A 17,054-nucleotide genomic window follows, 5' to 3' on the forward strand; every position below is an offset into this window, starting at 1 on the left:
ATCCCGCTGTCCACGCCGAAGGACCCGACGAAGTCGGAGCCGACCAAACGGAGAGTCGGCCCGTGGAGTCGGCCCGCGGAGCCGACCGAGCAGGGAGTCGGCCCGGGCGGTTCCCGGCCCGGGATGGGTGGCATGCTCGTGCTGGTCGGGTTCAGCGCCGCAATCGTCCAGTGAAGCGGCTTGTTTTGCTGCGGTAGAGCAGGGTCCAGGTGCCGTCGTGGTTGCGGCGGGTGCGGTAGCGGTCGGGGTGGGCTGCTTTGTCGCGGTTGTGCCAGGTGCAGGCGGGGGCGAGCTGGTCCAGGTCGGTGGCGCCTCCCTCAGCCCAGCCCTTCACGTGGTCGATTTCCGACATGTCCGCGGGGATGGCACAGCCCTCGCGGTAACAGGTGGTGTAGCGGGCCAGGATGGCCTGCCGCTGCGCGGGCGTGGCCAGGCGCACCGCGCGGCCCATGTCCAGAACCCGGCCCTTGGCATCAACGACCATCCGGACCAGCCTCGAGGTACGGGCCAGCCGGTGGACATCGGAGATCGGCAGCAACTGCCCGGTAGCGATCAACAGCCCAGGCGCCAGCCGATCCGGCGCATGCCCACAGGTCCCGCACGCCTCCCGCACCGGCCCCTCACCCGCACCCGTGCCCGCGCTGCCAGTACCTGGCCCGGCTGAATCTGTGTCCGTGCTGCCAGTACCTGCCCCGGCCGAACCCGTGCCCGCGCTGCCCGCACCCACCCCAGCTGAACCCGTGCCCGCGCTGCCAGTACCTGCCCCGGCCGAACCCGTGCCCGCGCTGCCGGTACCTGCACCGGTCGAACCGGTGTCCGTGCTGTCGGTATCCGCCCCGGCCGAACCCGTGCCTCCCGTGTGGCAAGGACCGCCCGCGCGGCAGATCGAGCCGTCACCGGCCTGAGGTGTCCCGGGCCGAGCACCGCCGGATCCGGCGGTGTCGGTGTCGGTGTCGGTGGTGTCGGCGCGTCCGGATGCGCTCTGCGATGGCGATACCCCCGCAGCGGGTGTGGCGGGCGTGCCGGACGCCCCGGTGGTGGCGGCGTCAACGGTGTCGGACGCCACGGTGGAGGCCGCAGGGGTGGAGTCGGCGTCAGGTGTGGGGTGGTCAGCGGTGGGGCGGTCAGCGGTGGGGTGGTCGGTGGGCAGGGATTCGGCCCGGACCAGGACCAGCAATTCGGTGGTGACCTTCTTGCTGAGCAGCGCCGACAGCGCATCGGCCTGACGGACCCGCAGCGGGCGATCCTCGTCCTTGCCCCTCGGCCTCGCATAAGCGGCAAGGAACTCACGCAGCCGGGCGCCGGCCTCACGAGGCAGCCGGAATTCCCCCTCCACCCCGCCCGTACTGGACGGGCGGACCAGCAGGAAACGCGTGGCGAAGTCGTCTTCGGCGTCATCGTCCAGGGTGCCCGGGTCCAGCAGCTCACGCAGGTAACGCCCAGCCTTGCCGATCTCCGCCGGGGACGCGCGATCGGCCAGATCCACCAAGATCGGCTCCACCAGCGCCGCCTGCTCATCATTCAGACGGGCCGTGACCCCCGCGATCGCCTCGACCGACCCCTCGGCGAGCGTGCCGACGGCAAACCGATCCCGGACTACGGGCAGCCGGGCCAGCTGGACCGCCAGCCGGACCAAAGCCGACGCAGCCCCACCGGACATCCCCGCCGAAGCACGCAGCCAGGTGCCGGTCGAGGCATGCCCCCCGCTACCGGCACTCCTGGCCTCACCGGCCGCATGCACCCGCCCCACCCGCGCGGCGATCGCCGAGTCCAACCGGTCCCGGGTGAACAGCAGTTCCTCCGTCTCACCCACACACACCCCGGCACCCTCGGGCAGCTCGGACACCGCAAGCAGGGACGCGCGCTGCCTCAGCTCCGACACCAGCACCCCAGAACCCACCGACCCGCACGAATCCTCCGGCCCCGCCCAACGGCCACCATCAACCGAGCCGCCGCCATCAGCCGAGCGCACGCCATCAGCCGAGCGGGCGCCATCGGTCAAACCGCCGTCAGCCGTCGAGCGCCCGCCGTCGGTCGAGCGGCCACCGTCGGTCGAGCGGCCACCGTCGGTCGAGCGGCCACCGTCGGTCGAGCGGCCACCGTCGGTCGAGCGGCCACCGTCGGTCGAGCGGCCACCGTCGGTCGAGCGGCCGCCGTCGGTCGAGTCGCCGCGGAGGAACTGCTCCCATGCGCCGCCCTTCGCGTCGTCGTGGGCGTGGTCGTGGGCGTCGTCGGTGGAACGTGGGGGCGGGACGTACTCCGGGTCCAGCACCGTCCCCTTCAGCAACGCGGGCAGCTCGCGTTCGCAGGCACCCCCACGGGAGGGATCCCGCACATCGAACGGAAACCCGAGCACGGAAGACACCCCCCTCTCGCTCCAGCCGATCCGAACAGCTGCCCTCAGGCTATCCAGCAGCTCCGACAAACCCGGCCATGATCCACGACAAAACCGCAGGTCAAACACCCCGCGAAAAGATCTACCAACCAACCGGCCCTGCCTGCCGTCACCCGACAACCATCCGCCACGCCCGATCAAGAACAGCACCAACTCGCAGACCCCCAACCCGCGAAGAACAGGCCTGTCGGGTGGCACTGTGACCTTGGTGTTCGGTCCGGTCTTGGGCGTAGTGGGTGGGCGAGTCCACGGCGAGGAGGGCCCAGGCGGAGCCCGGAGCGATCAAGATGAGCGCGTCCGCGCCGTGGTTGCTGTTCCTCAGGGCGACCACGGCGGGCCGGGGCGGGCGGAGCCCGAGCGGAGCCCGAGCGGAGCCCGCAGGGAAATAAAGGATGGGCGGGTGGGGAGAACCGTTCACTTCTCGCAGGTGTTTCGTGGGGTGGAGATCTGCCCGGCTCGGAGGTAGGGAGCGGGTCACAGTACGCTTAATTGGTTGTGCGTTTTGAACGGAGGGGTCGTGGGGACCGCGTACCTGGATCATGCTGCGACGACGCCGATGTTGCCTGAGGCGGTCGGTGCCATGGTGGCCGAGTTGAACCAGGTGGGGAATGCTTCGTCGTTGCATGCGGCGGGGCGGCGGACTCGGCGGGTGGTCGAGGAGTCTCGGGAAACGATTGCTTGCGCGTTGGGGGCCCGGCCCAGTGAGGTGGTTTTCACTTCGGGAGGGACCGAGGCGGACAATCTTGCGATTAAGGGGTTGTTCTGGGCGCGGAAGCGGCCTCGGATTCTGATCAGTGCAGTGGAGCATCATGCGGCGCTGGATCCGGCGCACTGGCTGGCCGACAACCAGGGCGCGGTTGTCGAGTTGCTGCCGGTGGACGCGCAGGGGCGGGTGCATCCGGATACGCTGCGGGCGGCAATTGACGCTAATCCTGATGATGTCGCCCTGGTCAGCGTGATGTGGGCCAACAATGAGGTGGGCACGATTCAGCCGGTTCCAGAACTGGCGGCGATCGCGCACGCGCACGGCGTTCCCATCCATTCGGACGCGGTCCAGGCGATCGCCCAGCTGCCGGTGAACTTCGCCGAGTCCGGGGTGGACGCGATGACCATTTCCGGGCACAAGGTCGGCGGCCCGATGGGGGTCGGCGCCCTGTTGCTGGCGCGTGGCGTCGATCCGGTGCCAGTGCTCCATGGCGGTGGCCAGGAGCGTGATGTCCGTTCCGGCACCCTTGACGCGCCCGCTATCGCCGGTTTCGCGGCAGCCGTACAGGCCTCGGTGGACCGGCGCCCAGAGCAGGCCCCGCGCCTGGCCGCACTCCGCGACGACCTGGTCAGTCGGGTACGGCAAGCGGTCCCCGACGTCATCCTCAACGGCGACCCGACCGACCGCCTCCCCGGCAACGCCCATTTCACCTTCCCCGGCTGCGAAGGCGACGCCCTGCTCATGCTCCTGGACGCCAAGGGCATCGAATGCTCCACCGGCTCCGCCTGCTCGGCGGGGGTGGCCCAGCCGTCCCATGTCCTGCTCGCCATGGACCAGGACACCGCCCGGGCACGCGGCTCGCTGCGCTTCTCCCTCGGCCACACCTCCACGCAGTCCGACGTGGACCGCGTGGCCGACGTCATCGCCGTGGTGGTGGAGCGCGCCCGCCGCGCAGGCCTCACTTGATGAATTTGTGACTTAACCGTCCAGACGGTACAGTAGATAACATGAAAAGGGACGAGCTACTTGACGCTGCGGAAGGCCTGCTGGCCGACCACGGCGTTCAGGCGCTCACCCTCGCCGCGGTCGCCGAACGTGCCGGGGTCAGCAAAGGTGGGCTGCTCTATCACTTCAAGACCAAGGACGCCCTGGTAGCAGGCATGATCGACCGGCTCATCGCGGACTTCGACGCGCTCGTCGCAGCTCAGGACGAAACCTGCTACACCCGGGCATACGTGCAAGCCACCTTCGTCGCCGTCCAGAGCGGCCGGCTCAGGCGCTGGGCCGTCGCCACCGGAGCCGCGGGCGACCCCGCCCTCCTGGTGCCACTCCGCGAGGCCATGGCCCGGTGGCACACCCACGACCTGGCCACCGAGCCAGACCCGGTGCTGTCACGCATCGTACGGCTGGCATGCGAAGGCGTCTGGGAAGCCGCCACCCAATGCCCCACGATCTTCGACCCTGGCCGCCCTCACCAAGGCGACTTCCCCGGCCTCCGCGAGCGCCTTCTCTCCCTCGTGCATTAGCTCCCCAAAGAGCCCTGTGGAAACATGCCCCCACTGCGCGAGGAGAGCCGTGGCCAGCAACCGTCCTCCGCTCACCCAGATCCGATGACCTGCCCACCCGACGCGAGTTAGCCGGCTCGCTACACGATCCGACCAATATCACGAAATTTCGGGGGCTGGATGATCAGGTGCGCCCTGGTCGCTGTGGCGGGAGCCGGACATATTCGCCGATATGCCCGTCGTCGTCTTGGTGAATCTGTCGGGTGGTCCCTGGGGGATCTGTCATAGCTGAGGATGGCTTGACCGGTCGCATAACGGGGTTGCCGTGTTCGTCGAGCACGATAGCGCCGTCAGGGCCGATCACGGGAGCTTGATCGCCGCAAGACCCGCTCCGCGGCACCTGCTGGGAGCCACCAGAATCTGCCGACATTGAGCCCTCTTCCTCGATCGTGAATCCGGGCAAACCACTCAGGCGCGAAACTTCGAAATCGCCCTGCCGCTGCGGTAGCCCAGATCACGACTTTCTTTAATAAGTCGACCTAACGCGCGCTTGCAGCGCATATCCCCACAATTTCGCGGCCGAGTTCTCGGCCGATCATGGAAGGAGCTTGTAATGACGCGCGCCCTGAGGACTGCTCGGTTAGGGGCGATCCTCACCTTTGTCCTGGCTGGAGTCATGTGCGGGACGTACACCGTCCGGATTCCGGCGCTGACCGACGAACTCGGTATGTCCGAGGCGGAGGTCGGGATCGTCTTGCTTGCCTGGGGGCTTGGTGCCCTGGTGACCATGCAGGCGATGCGCGGGATCATGGGCCGCGTCGGTAGCCGGGGTGTTCTGCGCGTCTCCGCGCCGCTTTGCGCGGGAACGCTGGCGCTGGTCGCGTTCGCCTGGTCGGTTCCGGTGCTCGTGGTGGCTTCCGTCGCCTTCGGGATGGCTTTCGGGGCCGTGGACGTGGCCATGAGCGCCCAGGGCTCCGCGGTCGAAAGACGAGCCGGTCGGCCGCTGCTGAGCGGAATGCACGCCGGATGGTGCGTGGGCGCCATCACCGCCGGTTTGCTGGGCACCGCGGCGATCGCCGCCGGACTGTCGCTCACCGCGCACATCCTGCTGATCGCCCTGATCTCGCTCCCCGCCTCGATGGCGCTGAGCCGTTTCTACCTGAACGACCGCATCCGCACGGCGGAGGCCGGAACCCGGCAGCGCCTGCCCGGCGTCGTCTACCTCCTAGGCGCCATCACGTTCGGCGCGTTCATGGTGGAAGGCGTCGTCGCCGACTGGAACGGCCTTTACCTCCGGGACGCGCTCAACGCCCCAGAAGCCCTGGCCGCGCTCGGATATCCCATCTTCGAAGGCGGCATGCTCCTCGGCCGCCTCTCCGGCGACCGGCTCCGCCTCCGGTTCGGCGCCCCCGGCCTGATCGCCTTCTCCGGCCTCGCCACCGCGGCCACCTACGGCACGGTCATCCTGGTCGCCTCCCCCGTGGCGGCGGTGGCGGGCATGCTCTTCGTCGGCGTCGCCGTAGCGATGATCTCCCCCATGGCCCTCTCCCTGGCCGGTACGGCATCCGCCACCCCCGGCCCCGCCATCGCCCAGACCGGCGCGATGGGCTACGCCGGACTCCTCCTGGGCCCGGTCCTGATCGGCTTCCTCTCCGGCGCGACCTCCCTCCGGCTGGCCATGGTCACCGCCGTCGTCCTCGGCGTGCTCATCGCCGTGGTCGCCCGCTTCCTCCCCCGATCCCGTACAAGCGAAATCGAGCCCGCCGACGAACGCCTTCCGATCGCGGCATGACCGCCGTACAAAAGGAGACGGCGCCGCTCCAACCCGGAGCGGCGCCGTCGCCATCAAGGCTATTTGCGCTTCGTGATTTCCTCGGTCAGCTGGGGAACCACCTGGTTGAGGTCGCCGACGATACCGAAGTCGGCGATTTCGAAGATGGGGGCCTCGGGGTCCTTGTTGATGACCACGATGGTCTTCGAGGTTTGCATGCCCGCCCGGTGCTGGATCGCCCCGGAGATCCCCGCCGCGATGTACAGCTGCGGGGACACCGTCTTCCCGGTCTGGCCGACCTGGAAGGCGTGCGGATACCAACCCGCGTCGGTGGCCGCGCGGGAGGCACCGACGGCCGCGCCGAGGGAGTCGGCGAGTTTCTCGATGATGGCGAAGTTCTCGCCGGAGCCGACGCCGCGCCCGCCGGAGACCACGATGGCGGCCTCGGTGAGCTCGGGGCGGGCGCCCTTCTCCTGCTTGACCCGCTCGACGATCTTCGAAGCGCGGGCCGCGTCGGTCAGGGCGACGTCCACCTTCTCCTCGGTGGCGGCGCCGGGGGCGGGTACGGGGGCGGTGGAGTTGGGGCGGACCGCGATGATCGGGGTGCCCTTGCTGACCCGGCTGTGCACGTTGACGCCACCGCCGAAGATGGACTGGTCGGCGATGAAGCCCTCGCCCAGGCCGACGGCGTCGGTGATGACGCCGGAGTCGGTCTTGACGGCGAGCCGCCCGGCGACCTCCTTGCCCTCCGCGGTCGAGGCGACCAACACGGCCGCCGGGGACCGGGAGGCGACCAGCGAGGCGAGCAGTTCGGCCTTGGGCGCGACCACGTAGTCCACGATGTCGGCCGAATCCGCTACATACACCTTCTCCGCGCCGAACTCGGCGAGCTTGCCCTTGGCGACGTCGGAGTAGCCGGGACCGGCCCAGACGGCGGCGGGTTCGCCGAGCGAGCGGGCCAGGGTCAGCAGCTCGAGGGTGACCTTCTTGACGTTTCCGTCGACGTGCTCGACGAGCACCAGGATCTCTGCCATGCCACCCCTCCTCAGATGAACTTCTTCGACGCGAGGAAGTCGGCGGTCTTGACGCCGCCGTCGCCCTCGTCCTTCACCACGGTGCCGGCCGCGCGCGGCGGCGCGACCGCGAAGTCGGCGACCTCGCTCCACGCGTTGGCGACGCCGACCAGCCCGGCGTCGATCTCCGCGTCGGCGATGCCGAAGGTCTGCACCGGCTTCTTCTTGGCCGCCATGATGCCCTTGAAGGACGGGTAGCGCGGCTCGTTGATCTTCTCGACCACGGAGACGACGGCCGGCAGCGACGCCTCGACCTTGTCGAAGCCGTAGTCGGTGACCCGCTGCACGGTGATCCCCGTTCCGGAGATCTCGACCTTGTTGGCGAGGGTGAGCTGGGGGGTGCCCAGCCGCTCGGCCAGCATGGCGGCGAGCATGCCGGTTCTGGCGTCGGTGGACTCGGAGCCGAGGATGACCAGGTCGAACCCGATCTTCTTCAGCGTCTGGGCCATCGCATACGACGTGGACAGCGCGTCCGAGCCGTGCAGGGCCGGGTCGACCAGGTGGACGGCCTTGTCGGCGCCCATGGCCAGGGCCTTGCGGATGGTGTCGGTGGCCTTGTCGGGGCCCATGGTGAGCACGGTCACCTCGCCACCGTGGGCCTCCTTGAGTCGCAGCGCCTCCTCGACCGCGTACTCGCACAGCTCGTTGATGACGCCGTCGGCGGCGTCCCGGTCGAGCGTCTTGTCATCGGACCGCAGCTTGCGCTCGGTCGCCGTGTCGGGGACCTGCTTCACGCAGACGACGATGTTCATGGCCGGTGGCCGACCTCCCGTATTCCGTGTAGCTCTGATCGCATGTTACCCGCGAGTAGCTTAATCACAAACCTCCTACCGGGCACCCTACCGAACTATGTTCCGGAGGTATCAGGTGGGGTGACTAACTCGCCAATGCCAGCAGGCCCACGGCGAACAGCAGCGCGCCCACCGCCAGTAGCAGCGTGAACGTGCTGAACAGCGTGCTCAATCCTGCCCACAACGCGACAGATCCCGCGATGCACACCAGGTCCAGCACCACGCGTGGCCGTGACTTCGCCGCCAGCCCGAAGCCCGCGTCCACCAGGACCGTCGTACCGTACGCGACGAGCAGCAGCAACGACAGTTCGGGCACGTGCTCCCGGCCGGTGGCGGACAGCAGCCCAACCACCAGCCCGGTGCCGACCACCCAGCGCCGCCGGATGACCTCCCTGCGCCGCAACCGCGACTCCTCGGCGGAGGAGCGTTTTTCGGGCGTCATGCCTGGCCGCCACTCCCGCGTCTCGGCCTCCCGGGCGGAGAGCGGCATTGGGGTCACCGGTTCCGGCGCTCCGGTGAGCACCCGCTGCCGGAATGTCCCGGCCAGGCGGTTCAGCAGCTGCGCGGCCGACGGCCGGGCCGCCGGTTCCGCGCGCAGGCACTCGCGCAGCAGCGGGGCGAGCCAGCCGGGCACGTCGTCCAGGTCCGGGTCCCCGTGCACCACCCGGTAGGCCACGGCCGGAACCGGCCCCGTCCCGTACGGCTGCCGCCCCGACGCCGCGAACGCCATCGTCGCCGCCCAGGCGAACACGTCGGCGGCGGGACCGGCGTCGCGGCCCTCCAGGACCTCCGGGGCGAGATAGCCGGGCGTGCCGATGACCGCGCCCGAGGTGGTCAACGCGGCCGTGTCCAGCGCGTACGCGATGCCGAAGTCGATCACATAGGGTTCGCCGTCGGCGAGGATCACGTTGGCGGGTTTCAGGTCGCGGTGCACCACCCCGGCCCGGTGCACGGCGACCAGGGCTTCGGCCAGGCCGTGCGCGAGCCGTACGAGATCGTCGCCGTGCAGCGGACCGTCGGCGACCACGGCGGAGAGCGCGCGACCCTGCACATACCGGGTCACCAGGTAGGGCTGGTCGCCGTCCAGGGAGGCGTCGAGGACCTCGGCGACGTGCGGGCCGCGGACCCGGCGCATGGTCTCCACCTCGCGGGCCAGCCGGGCCAGCGCGGAGGCGTCGGCGGCCACGTGCGGGTGCAGGACCTTCACCGCGACCGTGCGGCCCTCGCCGTCCAGCGCCAGGTGGACCTCGCCGAATCCGCCCGAGCCGAGCGGGGAAAGCAGGCGATAGGGGCCCAGATACTCGGCTCCCATGCACCCTCCCTTTCGCGGCTTCACGCTCTATAGTGCCCATTCAGGCCACGGCCGCACCTATCGGGTATCAGTTCCAGAATGTGATGAAGCCCAGCCCGAGCTGGTTCATCAAGTCCTCCACCAGGCCGCCGATGAGGTTGACGACCGTGTCCTGCCCCCGCTGCTGCAGGTCGGACACGATCGCGTCGATGGCCACCGACGGCGGCCGCCACGGCGCCCAGGACGCGGTCGTCGAGATCGCGGCCATGATCACGAAGAAGGCGAGCGTGCCGACCGCGATGGTGGCCACCATGCCCGCCCCGGGGCTGCGGATCAGCCCGCTGAGCGACTTGGTGACCGCCTTCCGCGGGCCGCCGCCGCCCGGCAGGATGAACAGCCCGGCCACGAACGCGCCGGCGGCGTATCCGGCGGCGGTGTCGGTCTCCAGCTTCGCGCCGTACACCAGCACGCCCCAGACGCACACCCCGAACATGAGGGCGAGCGGCACCTGGAACAGCGTCGCCAGGGTCGCCTTGATCAGCGCCCACGGGGTGCCGAGCACGGCCAGTACCGGGTCGGCGCCGCTGCTCCCCCGGGCCTGCCGCCGCTCGGTGAGGCCGCCGAACAGGTAGTGGCCGACCCGCAGGCAGAGCGCGGCGGCGATGGCGAACAGGCTGACGATCACCGGCAGCAGGCAGGCCGCCGCGACCAGCACGGCGAGCAACATCGCGGCCAGGACCGGATGCCCGGTGCGGTAGCGCTGCCCGCTCGGGCTCGGCTCCGGCTGGTACGGCCTGGCCTGCGCGGGCGGCGGCGGCTGGTATCGGGGCGGCGCGGTCGGCTGCGCGTTCACCGGCGCCGGATACCCGGCCACCCGCTGGTCGGGGAACGGCGCCGGCTGGTACGGCGGGGGCGGCACGTAGGGTGGCGGCGGCGCGGCCTTACGCGCCTTCTGCGGCTTCTGCGGCCGAGCGGGCTTGACGTAGTTGACCGGCGTCAGCAGATCGGAGTGCGTCTGGTTGACGGGCAGCCCCCGCGTGCCACCGGGCCCGTCGTCGAGAACGCGGGTGCCGTCGTTCACCACCCGGGTGCCGTCGTTCAGGATGCGGGTTCCGTCGGCCAGGACGCGGGTGCCGTCCGCGAGCACCTTGGAGCCGTCGTTCAGGACCCGCGTGCCGTCAACGTGGATGCGGGTGCCGTCGGCCAGGATCTGCGTCCCGTCCTCCAGCACGCGGGTGCCGTCCTCGCCGGTCAGCACGTGGGTGGCGGCCGACTCCTTGAACACGGTCACCGACGGGTCCAGCGCCCGGGTCAGCCGCAGCAGCGCGCCCGCCGTGGGCCGCGTCGCCACGTCGGTGGACAGGGCCAGCCGCAGCCAGCCGCGCAGCCACGCGGGCGCCAGGTCGACCTTGGCCTTGCCCTCCAGGATGTTGTAACAGACCACCTCGAACGTGCCGGACCCGAACGGCGGCTGCGCGGTGGCCGCGAAGAAGACCGTCGCCGCCAGGGCGTGCACGTCGGCGGCCTGGGTGATCCCGGCGTCCCTGATGATCTCGGGCGCGAGGTAGCCGGGGGTGCCGACGAACATGCCCGTCTGGGTCAGCCGGGTGGCGTTGACCAGGTGCGCGATGCCGAAGTCGATGACCAGCGGCTCGAAGCCGCCGGAGCGTTCGACCAGCATCACGTTGGCCGGTTTGAGGTCGCGGTGGATGACGTCCGCGGCGTGCACCGCGACCAGGGCCTCGCAGAGGCCGCGCGCCAGCCGGATCAGGTCGTGGGCCGCCAGCGGCCCGTCCTCCAGCACGCGCTGCTCCAGCGTGCGGCCGGGCGCGAACCGGGTCACGATGTACGGCGCCGCCCCGATCAGATCCGCGTCCAGGACCTCGGCGACCCGGGGGCTGCGCACCCGGCGCATGGTCTCCACCTCGCGGGTGAGCCGGTCCCGCGCCTTCAGGTCGGAGGCGACATGCGGGTGCAGCACCTTGACGGCGACCTCGCGGTTGTCCTTGTCGAGTCCGAGGTGGACAACCCCCATGCCCCCCTCACCGAGCCGGCGGAGCAGCCGGTAGGGCCCGATCCGCTCCGGAGCCTCAGTCGTGGCCATCTATGACCCCCCTGGTCCCTGTTCCCGTAGCACGCCCAAACGCTGAATCAGCTCCTGAGTGTCCAAGCCCCAGAAGAGCCCGGCGGTGTTGTCCCCCCTCACCGACAGCAGCGCGATTCCGGTCAGCAACACCGCGATCACCCCGATCCCCCACGCCGCGCCGAGGGCCGCGCCCCGGGTGGGGAGCAGGGACGCGAGCGTACGCCGTACCTGGCGGGTGGGCGCTTCCACGGCCGGTCCCGCGCAGATCGCCCAGAGGGCGACGGCGACGCCCCAGGCGAGGGCGGAGTTCTCGTCCATGGTGGTGACCAGGACGGTCAGCAGCAGCGTGACCGGGACGCCGAGGATCAGCCCGTAGAGGACCAGGCCCAGCGTGGACGCGATCGACTTGAACAGCGGCCCGGGCAGGCCGAGCACCCGGAACACGTCGCTGGCCGCGGCGCCGATCGGGCGGCGGGTGTTGAGCTCCGGCTGGGCGATGTCGGCGGCCCGGAACAGCACGACGGCGGGGATCGCGATCAGCGCGACCAGCACCGGCGCGATCACGGCCGCCGCGGTCATGGCGACCAGCATGAGCGAGCTGGCCACCCCGTAGGCCTTGGAACGCTGGAGCATGGCGCCGGGCCGCGTGCCCGGGTTGTGCAGCGGCTGCGGGGGCGGCACCCGGACGGTCTGCTGGAACGGCGGCGGGTGCGGCTGGTGGACGTGCGGGGTCTGCTCGTAGAAGTCCGGCGGCTGCTCGAAGAAGACCTGCTGCTGCGGCAGCGACTGGCGGAGCTCCTCCGGGCGCACCCGCCGGGTGGGAATGTCGCCGTCCCTGCCGGGCTGCTCAGGCGCGGGTGGCGGCTGCTGCGGCTGCCAGGCGCTCGCCCCGGACGGGGGGCCCATCCGGGTGGGGATGTCGCCTTCGACGATCTTGGGGATGGTCGGCGGCTCGTACTTCGGAGGCGGCGGCTGCTGCGGCGGCCGGGACACCTCCGGCTGGGCGGCGAGCCCGGCGCGGCGGAGATCCTCACCGGTGACGCGCACGGTCGGGAACGGATCGCCCGCCTGGCCCGCGGGCGGCGGGGAGGCCACCTGACCGGTCGCCGGGGCGTCGCCGAGCAGCGAGACGAACTCCGACCTGGACACGGCCGGGGTGATGAGCGGGTTCGGCTTGAGCGGCGCGACCGGCTGGTTGACCTGCTCGTGCGAGGCGGGACGCGGCTGCGGGGGCGGCCCGTCCAGGCCGAGCACCGCGATCGGCTTGCCGGTGGTCTCGTCCACGTTCGGCACCGTGGTGACCTCGTCGGGCACCCGCGGCCGGTACGGATTCGGCAGCAGCCGGGCCACCTGGTCGCGCAGCTCGGCGGCCTTCGGGCGGCGGGCCGGGTCGCGTTGCAGCGCGGCCCGCAGCACCGGCTGCATGACCTGCGGCGCGCCCTCCACGTTCGCCTTGCCGGAGGTGATGTTGAAGAAGATCATCTCCAGCGTGCCCTTGCCGAACGGCGGCAGGCCGGTGGCCGCGTAGAGCAGCGTGCCCGCCCAGGCGTGCACGTCCACCTCGGGGCCGGCCTCGTGGCCTTCGATGATCTCGGGGGCGAGGTAGCCGGGGGTGCCGATGAACATGCCGGTCTGGGTGAGCCGGGTGGCGTCGACGGCCTGCGCGATGCCGAAGTCGATCAGCACCGGCTCGCCGTCCAGCATCAGGACGTTGCCCGGTTTGAGGTCGCGGTGGATGACCCCGGCGGCGTGCACGGCGGCGAGCGCCTCGGCCACCCCGGCGGCCACCTTCAGCAGCCCTTCCACCGGGAGCGCGCCGTCCTGCTTGACGATCTCGTCCAGCGGGCGCCCGGGAACGTATCGGGTCACGATGTACGGCCGTTGGCCGGTCACATCCGCGTCGACGACCTCGGCGATGTGCCGGTTGCGGACCCGCCGCATGGTCTCGACCTCGCGCGAGAGGCGACGGCGCGCGGTGTCGTCTCCGGCGACCTCCGGGCGCAGCACCTTGACGGCCACCTGCCTGCCATGAGGATCCAAGGCCAGGTGGACCACGCCCATACCACCCTCACCGAGCCGCCGCAGCAACCGGTAGGGGCCCAGTCGGTCGTCCTGATTCATGCCTTAAGCACCATACCGACTAAAACACCGTCCATGAGTGAACCATCGGGCCACATTCCTGCTAAGCACAACGTTAGGCGTGGCTCAACGGTTTCCCAGCCTACGGTCACAATGTGAGCACCAGAGTCTCGCCCCGGGTGGCGGCGACCAGGTCCGGGCCGGATATGGCCAGCTTGGAGCGGCGTACACCGCTTCCGATCACTAGAAATGAACGGTTGGTCACGTTTTCATCAACGAGGACGGGCCAGCCTTCGGGCAGGCCCAGCGGGGTGATACCGCCGTATTCCATGCCGGTGAGGGCGACGGCCTCCGACTGCGGGGCGAAGGACACCTTGCGGACGTCCAGCCATTTCCTGATCACGCCGTTGACGTCGGCGCGGTCGGTGGCCAGGACCATGACGGCCGCGTAGCGGGTCTCGCCGCCGCGCTTTCCGGCCACGATCACGCAGTTGGCGGAGTCTTCGAGGGCGACGCCGTACCTGGCGCAGAAGGCGGCCGTGTCGGCCAGGTCGGGGTCGATCTCGGCCACCCGCAGGCCCGGGGTCAGGGCTTTGGCCACCGGGTCGGCCAGCAGGTCGAGGTGGTCGGAAGCGGGCATCCAGTCGAGCGTCACTCAGTCTCCTCCTTCAGCACCCGGTCGTGGAGGCGGGTCACCACGTGGCGGGCGGATTCGAAGGCTCCAGCCTGCCAGGCGACCAGGTGGGTGAGCCAGTCGCCGGCGAAGTAGACCCGGCCGGCGGGTTCGCGGAGCGCGCTGGACGGGGGGAGGTAGGCCCAGGCGCCCTCGATGTGGGGGCGTTTCGTCCAGGCCATCGAGACGCTGGAGAGAAGATCCTTGCGGTGTCTCGGGCCGTGTACGCGTTCGCCCTGAATGAGTGCCTTCTCCAGGCGGTCGGGGTGTTTCAGGGCGGCGTAGGTGTCGGCGTCGGGGCCGAAGTTGTAGGAGCCGATCATCAGGCCGCGGCGGTGGTGGAAGCCGTGTGAGGGGTACCAGATGCGGCCGATGTCGAGGTCGGTCTCGGTGATGCCGCCGTAGATGCGGTCCTCCTGTTCCCACCAGCGGCGGCCGTACTCCAGGGCGATCTTGCCGGCGGAGTAGGGCTGGGCGGAGCCGAGTGCGGCCAGGACGGCGGGGTCGAGGTTGCCGGGGAGTTTGGCCATGAGGTGCGGGGGGAGGGTGGCGATGCAGTAGCCGGCCTTGATCGTGCCGCCGGCGTGGGTGATCTCGACGCCGGCGGGCAGGTTGGTGATCTTGGAGATCGGGGACGAGAGCTGGATCCGGTCCCGGCCGACCGCGTCGGCGAGGGCGGTGACGATCGAGTCCATGCCGCCGACCGGCTGGAACATGGGCATGGCCTGGTCGGCGGAGAGTTCGAAGGTGAGAGCGGGGGCCAGGCGGTAGCCGAGCAGTTCGCTGAGCGTGGGCGGCGGCGGGAGCGCGGTTCCGGCCTCCACGCCTGGGTAGGCCGCGAAACCTCTGCGTTCCGAACCCTCGTAGGTGGTCTTCTCGCCGAGGTCGCCGAACTGGCGGAGGAAGTCCAGCAGGAGCTCTTTGTCGGAGCTGGGGATGAGTTTGTCGAGGTCGCCCTGGCTGGTGGCCTTCGCCAGGAGTTCGGAGAGGTGCCCGTACATGTCGGCGCGGGCGGTGCGGAAGCGGACGGGGGCCTTCATGCCGGAGGTGTAGATATAGGCGGAGGCGTTGCCGTTGACGAACGGTTCGATGGGGACGCCGAGTTCGCGGCAGTAGTCGAGGGTGACCATCCAGGCGGCGATCCTGGCCGGGCCCGCGTTGAAGTAGACGTCCTCGCCGAAGCGCGCGATCTGCTTCTCGCCGGTGGTCTCGGTGAGCTGGTCGCCGCCTCGCAGGGTCAGGTTCCGGCCGCCGATCCGGTCGGCGGCCTCCAGGATCGTGCAGTCGTATCCGGCTTTGCCTAGTTCGTACGCACAGGTGAGGCCGGCGACGCCGGCGCCGAGGATGACGACTTTGGCGGCGGACTTGCCGCGTAACGCGAAGTCCGACGGGCGCGGGGGTTCGAAGTCCGAGCGCTGCTCGCCGGGGGCTAAGCCGAGCACGTTCATGGCGGCGAACATGGCGCCCGCCCCTCCGGCGGCCCCCAGTCCGATCAGCAGCGCGCGCCGGGTGACGGTCATCGAGTCTCCTTGAGCGGTCAGCCGTAGATTCCGCTGCCGCAGGCCACCTGGCCGGCGATCATCGCGAAGAGACCGAAGAGGGCCATGATCTCGTGGTAGTCGCCGGTCTCGAACTCGGTGTGCCGGGGGCCGACCAGGCGCGTGCCCGGGACCAGGGCGCAACCCGCCGCGATGGCCGTGGAGTTCCACTCCACCCCCAGCCGGTACGGCGGCTGCACGACGTAGGGCGAAAAATCCGGCAGCCGGTTCAACGCCCTGCCGGCCGCTTTTCTGATCCGCTCCTGGGCTACCGACGGCGGCAACAACTCGGCCGAGAAACGATCCACGCCCTTCTTGACCGCGACCGTCTCCACCTCGCCCAGCAACTCCACGGCCTCCTCGCAGACCGCGTCATCGCCCGTGACCAGCGCCACCGGCACCCCCAACGCTCCCGCGAACCCCGCCACCAGCCGCGTCTCCCCGCAGATCTCGTCGTTGAGGTAGACGTTGTGGATCTCCTTACCCATCCACGTGTGGTTGAGCACCCCGTGCGGCACGCCTGCCCTGGCGTGATATCCCACGAAACAGGCGGCGTCGAAGTCCGCGGTCAATCCCTGGGCCATCCGATGCGGCTTCCCCGGCCCTCTGATGAGCGTGGCCCGCGGGTCCAGCAGATCGACCCGGAGATTCTTGGTCGACCCGTGCGCGTCATTGAGCAGAACCGCCCGCGCCCCCACCTCGAACGCCCCCGCCACCACCGCGTTGGCGTCCCCCGTCATCAGCTCGCAGCCACGCTCATACCCCCGGCCGCCCGCGTGCATCTCCTCAGGATCGGTCAGCCCGGTGACACCCTCCATATCAACCGACAGATAAACCCGCATGCCCCCAACTCTCAGACGGTCTTGAGATCCCGCAACCGATCCAGCTCCCGCCGCATCGCCACAACCTCCCGCCGCAACATCTGGACCTCCCACAAGGTATCCCTGATGTCCCGCAGATGATCAGCTTTGGTCACATAACGCGCATCGATCCGGGCCCGCACCGCCCGCCGAAGCCGCATAGGAACAACCCTCAAGACGAACCGCATGAACGGCCACATTAGCCGCACCAAACAACGAAAACGCCCAGCTCTGATCACAATCCGGGCTTCTCCGCACCTACCAAACTCTAGGTGGTTCTCCCACC

Annotated in this window: 13 protein-coding genes; 3 read left to right on the forward strand and 10 right to left on the reverse strand. The window is 70.1% G+C overall.

The annotated features are described in order from the left end of the window. Positions 1-151 precede the first annotated feature (151 nt). A complete protein-coding gene (locus Aple_RS38540) occupies positions 152-2,356 on the reverse strand; it encodes a DUF222 domain-containing protein (RefSeq protein ID WP_155349700.1) in 2,205 nt (734 codons plus the stop codon). A gap of 556 nt (positions 2,357-2,912) precedes the next feature. Between Aple_RS38540 and Aple_RS38545 the strand changes: the two genes are divergently transcribed. The 3 genes from Aple_RS38545 to Aple_RS38555 all read left to right on the forward strand — a co-directional run bounded on the left by Aple_RS38545 (position 2,913) and on the right by Aple_RS38555 (position 6,398). Continuing rightward, positions 2,913-4,067: a cysteine desulfurase family protein gene (locus Aple_RS38545; RefSeq protein WP_155349701.1), complete on the forward strand. Its 1,155-nt coding sequence runs from the start codon at positions 2,913-2,915 to the stop codon at positions 4,065-4,067. A gap of 41 nt (positions 4,068-4,108) precedes the next feature. After that, positions 4,109-4,627, forward strand: coding sequence for a TetR/AcrR family transcriptional regulator (locus tag Aple_RS38550; protein ID WP_155349702.1), 519 nt, complete (start codon positions 4,109-4,111; stop codon positions 4,625-4,627). Positions 4,628-5,219: 592 nt separating this feature from the next. After that, complete coding sequence (locus Aple_RS38555; protein WP_155349703.1) at positions 5,220-6,398, forward strand: MFS transporter; 1,179 nt, start codon at positions 5,220-5,222, stop codon at positions 6,396-6,398. 59 nt (positions 6,399-6,457) lie between these two features. Here the strand turns inward: Aple_RS38555 and Aple_RS38560 are convergent, their stop codons facing one another. From Aple_RS38560 to Aple_RS38600, 9 genes are all read right to left on the reverse strand, one after another. After that, positions 6,458-7,411 carry an electron transfer flavoprotein subunit alpha/FixB family protein gene (locus tag Aple_RS38560; RefSeq protein WP_155349704.1) on the reverse strand — a complete coding sequence of 318 codons (954 nt, stop codon included), beginning with the start codon at positions 7,409-7,411 and terminating at the stop codon, positions 6,458-6,460. An 11-nt stretch (positions 7,412-7,422) separates the two neighbouring features. Further along, complete coding sequence (locus Aple_RS38565; RefSeq protein ID WP_155349705.1) at positions 7,423-8,202, reverse strand: electron transfer flavoprotein subunit beta/FixA family protein; 780 nt, start codon at positions 8,200-8,202, stop codon at positions 7,423-7,425. 124 nt (positions 8,203-8,326) lie between these two features. Continuing rightward, complete coding sequence (locus Aple_RS38570; protein WP_155349706.1) at positions 8,327-9,553, reverse strand: serine/threonine-protein kinase; 1,227 nt, start codon at positions 9,551-9,553, stop codon at positions 8,327-8,329. Between the two features lie 67 nt (positions 9,554-9,620). Then, positions 9,621-11,636: a serine/threonine-protein kinase gene (locus Aple_RS55810; protein ID WP_155349707.1), complete on the reverse strand. Its 2,016-nt coding sequence runs from the start codon at positions 11,634-11,636 to the stop codon at positions 9,621-9,623. Then, positions 11,637-13,739 carry a serine/threonine-protein kinase gene (locus Aple_RS53020; protein ID WP_176644305.1) on the reverse strand — a complete coding sequence of 701 codons (2,103 nt, stop codon included), beginning with the start codon at positions 13,737-13,739 and terminating at the stop codon, positions 11,637-11,639. Positions 13,740-13,845: 106 nt separating this feature from the next. Further along, on the reverse strand, positions 13,846-14,337 hold the full coding sequence (locus tag Aple_RS38585) for a YbaK/EbsC family protein (protein WP_155349716.1): 492 nt from the start codon (positions 14,335-14,337) through the stop codon (positions 13,846-13,848). A gap of 11 nt (positions 14,338-14,348) precedes the next feature. Continuing rightward, entirely contained in the window at positions 14,349-15,890 is a 1,542-nt protein-coding gene (locus Aple_RS38590) for a flavin monoamine oxidase family protein (protein WP_155349708.1), read from the reverse strand. 17 nt (positions 15,891-15,907) lie between these two features. Next, on the reverse strand, positions 15,908-16,750 hold the full coding sequence (locus tag Aple_RS38595) for a M55 family metallopeptidase (protein WP_155349709.1): 843 nt from the start codon (positions 16,748-16,750) through the stop codon (positions 15,908-15,910). A gap of 11 nt (positions 16,751-16,761) precedes the next feature. Then, positions 16,762-16,929: a hypothetical protein gene (locus Aple_RS38600; protein WP_155349710.1), complete on the reverse strand. Its 168-nt coding sequence runs from the start codon at positions 16,927-16,929 to the stop codon at positions 16,762-16,764. Positions 16,930-17,054 lie beyond the last annotated feature (125 nt).

The organism is Acrocarpospora pleiomorpha, from assembly GCF_009687885.1.
GTDB lineage: Bacteria > Actinomycetota > Actinomycetes > Streptosporangiales > Streptosporangiaceae > Acrocarpospora > Acrocarpospora pleiomorpha.

Coding starts and splice junctions, on each gene's coding strand:
- Aple_RS38550 (WP_155349702.1), top strand. CDS start 4,109: ATGAAAAGGGACGAGCTACTTGACGCTGCGGAAGGCCTGCTGGCCGAC.
- Aple_RS38555 (WP_155349703.1), top strand. CDS start 5,220: ATGACGCGCGCCCTGAGGACTGCTCGGTTAGGGGCGATCCTCACCTTT.
- Aple_RS38560 (WP_155349704.1), bottom strand. CDS start 7,411: ATGGCAGAGATCCTGGTGCTCGTCGAGCACGTCGACGGAAACGTCAAG.
- Aple_RS38565 (WP_155349705.1), bottom strand. CDS start 8,202: ATGAACATCGTCGTCTGCGTGAAGCAGGTCCCCGACACGGCGACCGAG.
- Aple_RS38570 (WP_155349706.1), bottom strand. CDS start 9,553: ATGGGAGCCGAGTATCTGGGCCCCTATCGCCTGCTTTCCCCGCTCGGC.
- Aple_RS55810 (WP_155349707.1), bottom strand. CDS start 11,636: ATGGCCACGACTGAGGCTCCGGAGCGGATCGGGCCCTACCGGCTGCTC.
- Aple_RS53020 (WP_176644305.1), bottom strand. CDS start 13,739: ATGAATCAGGACGACCGACTGGGCCCCTACCGGTTGCTGCGGCGGCTC.
- Aple_RS38585 (WP_155349716.1), bottom strand. CDS start 14,337: ATGCCCGCTTCCGACCACCTCGACCTGCTGGCCGACCCGGTGGCCAAA.
- Aple_RS38590 (WP_155349708.1), bottom strand. CDS start 15,890: ATGACCGTCACCCGGCGCGCGCTGCTGATCGGACTGGGGGCCGCCGGA.
- Aple_RS38595 (WP_155349709.1), bottom strand. CDS start 16,750: ATGCGGGTTTATCTGTCGGTTGATATGGAGGGTGTCACCGGGCTGACC.
- Aple_RS38600 (WP_155349710.1), bottom strand. CDS start 16,929: ATGCGGCTTCGGCGGGCGGTGCGGGCCCGGATCGATGCGCGTTATGTG.